At 40.0% G+C, this 6,234-nt stretch carries 5 protein-coding genes; all 5 read left to right on the top strand.

Going from position 1 to position 6,234, the window contains the following annotated elements:
• The first annotated feature begins 520 nt into the window (after window positions 1-520).
• Entirely contained in the window at window positions 521-1,612 is a 1,092-nt protein-coding gene (locus K9M07_03805) for an ABC transporter ATP-binding protein (GenBank protein MCF7852351.1), read from the top strand.
• A 14-nt stretch (window positions 1,613-1,626) separates the two neighbouring features.
• On the top strand, window positions 1,627-2,556 hold the full coding sequence (locus K9M07_03800) for an ABC transporter permease (GenBank protein MCF7852350.1): 930 nt from the start codon (window positions 1,627-1,629) through the stop codon (window positions 2,554-2,556).
• Window positions 2,553-3,329 carry an ABC transporter permease gene (locus tag K9M07_03795; protein MCF7852349.1) on the top strand — a complete coding sequence of 259 codons (777 nt, stop codon included), beginning with the start codon at window positions 2,553-2,555 and terminating at the stop codon, window positions 3,327-3,329. Before K9M07_03800 ends, K9M07_03795 begins: the two co-directional genes overlap by 4 nt.
• A complete protein-coding gene (locus tag K9M07_03790) occupies window positions 3,329-4,411 on the top strand; it encodes a spermidine/putrescine ABC transporter substrate-binding protein (GenBank protein ID MCF7852348.1) in 1,083 nt (360 codons plus the stop codon). The genes K9M07_03795 and K9M07_03790 overlap by 1 nt, the downstream gene beginning before the upstream one ends.
• Window positions 4,412-4,533: 122 nt before the next feature.
• Window positions 4,534-6,039 (top strand): hypothetical protein, encoded by a 1,506-nt coding sequence (locus K9M07_03785; protein ID MCF7852347.1) that lies wholly within the window; start codon window positions 4,534-4,536, stop codon window positions 6,037-6,039.
• Window positions 6,040-6,234: the final 195 nt, after the last annotated feature.

Raw genomic sequence — 6,234 nt, 5'->3', positions numbered from 1 at the left:
TATACCGAAATGAGTTGAAGAATTGGGATTTTAGCTTTGATGGCGCTTCGAATTTTTATCAGGCTTTAGCCGGCTTAATTTTTTGATCCTATTGAAGACAGGTCAAAAAATTAAGGGTGAGAAGTCGAAGATGCCGGCGAAGATAAAAACCAATTCTTCAATTTATTTCGGTATATACCGAGAGCTGTTAGCCCGCTTGGCCCCCATTCAACGAATGATCAAGTCATTGGCCATAAAGATTTTAACAATAACGGAGACTGAGGAAGGGCAGTTCTTATTTGTTAAAAAACTGATAATGAACATGTTAGATAAAAAATGAACGATGCAAAAACGCCATTTATCACCCCTTCCCGGTTCACATAATCTCCCAATATATATGTGTATTTTATTTCAGTGAATCGATACAATTGTCAGAGCAATTAAGGCGAATGGTCGGTTTTCTTAAATAATAAGGAAAACCCGTCAAACAACGACTAGGGCGGTGATTTTTTAATTTTTTTTTTAATTGGGGGCAAGGTCTATGCGCAGCATCCACCTCAAGGATGTCACGAAGTCAAAAGATGGCGAAGTGATCCTTAAAAATGTCAATCTTTCTATCCCGGCGGGTAAATTCTTTGCTCTCCTTGGACCTAGTGGATGCGGAAAAACAACGCTTCTACGCCTTATTGCAGGGCTGGAAACAGTCGATTCCGGATCAATTTATATTGGAAATCACAACGTTACCCACCTTCCGGTTAATAAGCGCAAAGTCAATATTGTTTTTCAAAACTATGCTCTTTTTCCCCATTTAACCGTCTTTGAGAATATTGCTTATAGCCTTGTCATTGAGAATCGCCCTAAGGAAGACATCCGCGAGCGCGTTATGAAGCTCCTCAAAGCCTTCGATCTCGAGCCCCACACGCATCGACTCCCCAAAGAGCTATCGGGGGGACAACAGCAGCGCGTTGCCCTTGCAAGAGCGATTGTGAATGAACCCGAAGTCCTCCTTCTTGATGAACCCTTAGCAGCTCTTGATTATAAACTCCGAGAAAAAATGCTCATCGAACTGATCGATTTGCAAGAAAAACTCTCAACAACATTTATCTATGTCACTCACGATCAGTTTGAAGCTCTGACAGTTGCCGATCAAATGGCTATTATGAATCATGATGGTGATATTGAACAAATCGGCACGCCCGAGCAAATTTATGAATTCCCGACTTCTTCATTCGTTGCGAAATTCGTTGGATCTACGAATATTTACAAAGGGATTTTACACGAAGTTGATAATGACACTAAAATCGATATTCCCGATTTTGGGCGCTTTAGCATCAAAGTCCCATCGAATAAGCCTTGGCTGAAGAGTGGTTGTTTAACCACACTCACGATCCGTCCCGAAAAAATCTTTCTATCCAAAAAACCTGTAGAAAATTTTTCAAATACGGTTGAGGGTACGGTAAGTGATATTGTCTACCACGGCCGCTCTACCCTATATATCATTAAGATTAATGATAAAATCCAAGTTCAGGTCTTTGAGCAAAATGAGGATCATTTCCCAAAAGAAATGATTGACTATGATGATAAAGTCTTCCTCTATTGGCAAAAAGAAAACGTCGTTTTACTACAGAACTAAAGGGGGAGTTAAAGATGAATGAAGTGTTAGAAGCGACTATCTTATCTTCGGAAACACAGTCATCACCTATCCGAAGACTCATTAGTGCTCTTAAAAGAGAAGCCCCTTTTGCGATTGGGATACCTGCTCTGATTTGGCAAATCCTCTTTTTTTATCTTCCTATTGCTTTGATGATCTTAGCCAGTTTTTTTGTTTGGAATGAACGCGGAACGCTTTCATTTTCAATCGCCCATTTTCGACATATTTGCCAATCATCTTATCTCTCATCAATCGGATCGTCTCTTCTTCTCTCTTTTTCAACCGCCATTACCTGTTTTTGCATTGGCTTCCCCCTTGCCCATTTCATTGCATTTCGTGGGGGGCGCTTTAAAAACATGTTTTTTTTCCTTCTGATCATTCCCTTTTGGACAAACTTTTTACTGCATATTTACGCTTGGTTTTTTGTTTTAGAAAAAGATGGATTCTTAAACACCATCTTACTCAATGTGGGACTTATTCAATCTCCTATCCACTTTCTCAATACCCCATTTGCCGTCATGCTCATGATGGTCTATTATTATGTCCCCTTTATGACTCTCCCCATCTATTCATCTCTAGACCGTTTTGATCCCTCTCTTTTAGAGGCCTCGCAAGACCTTGGAGCCTCTAAATTTCAAACCTTCCGCCGCGTTCTCCTCCCTTTGACGATGAATTCAATTCGCTCGGGATTTTTTCTCGTTTTTATTCCCGCCTTTGGAGAATTTGTCATACCGGAACTTATGGGAGGCGATAAAGATTATTATATTGGGAGTGTGATTTCTCAATTTATTCTAGGAGAAGAAACGGGACATTTAGGAACGGCTTACACTGTGATTAGCATCTGCGCTCTTTCCTTTTGCATATCGATTTTATTTTGGCTCTTTAAACACCTCTCTAAAGTCCTATCGGGAGGGGGATCGCGATGAACTCATTCTCAAGAATTAGCTCCACATTTTTTGTCATCCTTACATATGTTTTTCTTTATTTGCCAATCATTGTTCTTGTTGCTTTTTCCTTCAATACTAAGACATTTCCCTCCCCCTTTGAGCAATTTACATTAAAATGGTATCACCAACTTTTTTTGACACCCGATCTTTGGCAAGCCTTTTTTAATTCGCTTGTTGTCGCCCTCTCATCAACTCTTTTGAGCCTCTTTTTAGGGATGACGATGATTAGCTTTCATATTTATGGATCTCGTATTCAAAAAATGATCCCCTTTTTCTATGGTAATCTCGTTATTCCGGAAACCGTACTCGCTCTTGCCCTCACTTCATTTTTTTCTTTTTGCAATATCACCCTCGGTGTTCATACCTTAATTGTCTCCCACACTGTCATTGCACTTGGATTTGTTGTTCCCATCCTCTACGTGCGCTATACGAGTTTAGACCCCCGACTTATCGAAGCGTCTCTAGTCTTAGGAGCAACGCCCCTTCAAACTTTTTTTAAAGTCATTATTCCACAACTTCGACCGGCAATTATCTCAATCGGCCTTCTCGTTTTTGTCATTTCATTTGATGATTTTATCCTATCCTATTTTTGTAGCGGAACCTCTTTTCAAACACTTTCCGTCTATCTAATTTCCTCACTTCGCTATGGCATATCCCCTGTCGTTAATGCTCTATCGACTCTTTTATTGCTGGGGACATCGGTTGCCGTAATGATTTTTTGCTCTCCAAAGGTAAAAACGAGGATATTTTAATGAAAAAGCAAAGAAACTCATTTTCATTGATCCGCCTTATTTTTATCGGCATTTGGGTTGTCCTCCTATTTGCATTGTTAAATCTAGCCAATATAGCTAAAAAGGACCATCCCCGGACAATTGATGTCTTTGCATGGGGAGATTTTTTTGATCATGATGATATTTTAAAAAAATTTGAGGAAAGAACAGGAATTAAAGTTAATATTCATCCCTTTGCATCCAATGAAGAGATGTATACCAAACTTTTATCGAATAAGAATGGTTATGACTTGATCATTCCCTCTGACTACATGGTTAAAACGCTCATCCAGAAAAATTTATTAAAGCCACTAGATCATCAGCGCCTCCAATGTCTCAATGCCATATCCCCTTCCCTTTTGCATCTCGAATATGACCCTAACAACATCTATTCTCTTCCCTGTGCATGGGAAATCTATGGGATCGTGATCGATCAAGAGATTTTTCCTAAAAATAAAATCCCTCATTCCCTACACGCCCTATTTGATCCTGAAGTTGTCCAATATAAGTTGATCATGCCCGCTGATGCCGGAGAGGCTATTTTATTTGCTTCACACTATCTTTACGGCCCCCTCTCTCAACTGACAAAAGAACAAGCCGATCAAGTATTAAAACTCCTCATTTCTCAAAAAAAATGGGTGGAAGCCTATGTCGATTATAGAGGGAAGTACCTAATCCAAACCAAAAACTGTCATGCAGGTATTCTCCGTTCTTCTTTTGCCTTTTCTATGTTTAGAGAACACCCCTTTCTCCATTTTATTACCCCTGACGAGGCAACTTTTATAAGTATCGAAAATTTAGCTATACCCGCCCACTCAAAGAAGGAAGATCTCGTTTATCAATTCATCAACTATCTTTATGAACCAAAAGTCCAAGCTCAAGCTATTGGCAAACACTCCCCTATGTATCCGGCAAATCCCTCTGCGCTTGACTATATTGATGAATCACAACCCTACTTTGATCAGTACTATCGCTCATTAGAGAGGCAAGATTTTGTCTTTTTTAAACGTCTTTTAAGTGAAGAAGAAATGCGGAAAATTTGGATCGAAGTTAAATCCCATTAACTCGACTTTGTACATTTTTTGGACGCAAGTTTTGCAAGATTGTATGTCAAAAGATTGTGAAAATCGCGCCGAAAAATGTACAAAGTCGAGATTAATATTATTCAGCTAATCAGGGTAAATTCATGGCCGCAGCAGCACTTTCTTTGGGATCAACATCAATAGCAGCTGATTCTACATCAGAAGAGCTATTGGAGGCGACAAAATCCCTTCCTGTCCACCAAGCAGCAAGAGCCGTCTTTGCAGCTTATCACACTAATGGCCCTACAACAAGCCGAGACCGTTTCAGCGCATTCTTTGATCAGGCGATCCGCTCCTCACTATCTGACAAACTCAGTAGCGACTTGAAAGAAAAACATATTCTGATTTGCGGCGAAATACTCAATGACGGTCTTGGCGATTATTTTCAAATGCGTCTTACCGCTGAAAAAATCTCTTCGCTCTTTCCGGCTGTTGAAATCAGTATGATTCCTCAATTCGAAGACCCGGACAGTTTAGACAAAGACCAAGAGACAACCCCTTATGAAATAATTAAACTTCTCTCTATCGACATCGCTCACCGAAAGATTAAAGAAATGGAAACGAATCCACTCATTAACAGGGCCATCTCTATCATTCATCGTGCAAATCTCATCATTAACCTCCCTTATCATCGATTATGCTCCCTTTTAAAAATCTTAAAAAAAGAAGCCCATCCCTTACCGCCTATTATTCAGTTTTATGAGCTTGATTTTACCTCAAGTTTACGCTCAATGGGAATTCGATCGGGACAGGCGGGAATCCCCATTGCATCCCTTCCCTCTCCATTTGATTTATCCTCACTAGCACATCGGCCATTATCAACTTTTTTAACAACTAACCCCGGTGAAACTCTTTTTGCATATTTCCATAGTCAAACCCTTCTTTGTTATTTCGTTTTCGCTCAACTGATGATGCACATTCCAAGAGGAAAAAACATTAATATGATTTGTCCTGCACAAAATGGGATCGACTATTTGTCTGAAATGCATATTGGCGGATTAAAACAAATTGAATTTTATGAGATGTGTGAAACAACAGAAACGCTCGTTTGTCGATCGCAAACTATTTTTTCTCATAGCGGTGTGTGCTTAAGATTGATCAATCCGTTTCCACTGCCTCATCGCGATGTTTTGACTTTAATAGCTGCTTCAAAAAGCTGGGTTGGTTGTACGGGGGATGTCTCTTTTTCCGAGGCTCTAGCACACGGACTTCCTCTATATGAAATGACGCCTCACAAAGAGGTTTTTGTCTCTAGTTTATACGAATATGCAACAAAACATAGGGAGCGCTTCCCCCTTCTTTCTCCATTTTTTAGGTTTATGATCTCTCTATTTAGTAGTCGTACTTCTCGATTTGAACTGCGCTACGCTCTTGTTTTATATGAACTGATATCGGATCCGCGTCTTCAAGTTGAAATGAGGGATTTTTCCCGCCTCATTCGAGAGCGTTACAGCTTTACCCCCATTCTTAAAGAAGAAATTTTGTGGAATATGATGCTCCATGAACACCCAAAAATCAATGACACCATTGCCGAAATGCGCGAACTTTTCGTAAATAAAGAAATCCCTCTTCCCGAATGCGCAGAGCGCATATATAGGGAAATAGGGTGAAGTATTTCTGTTAAAAAAATCTTGATTTGCCATAATCTCGACTTTGCAACTTTTTGGGCCCGCCTACCTCGTCTATTTGCTCTCGGACGCTCGACCTACGGTCGAACTAGGAGATTATTAAAACCGGAAAGGGGTAAAAAACCCCTTCCCGGTTTTAATAACTCCTCCGAAAACAAATATCTTGAGGCCTTCGAG

The sequence above is a fragment of the Simkaniaceae bacterium genome (assembly GCA_021734805.1).
Taxonomy (GTDB): Bacteria; Chlamydiota; Chlamydiia; order Chlamydiales; family JACRBE01; genus Amphritriteisimkania.
Note: the sequence above shows the minus strand (reverse complement) of the source record. Positions and strands in the feature narration are given on the sequence as shown.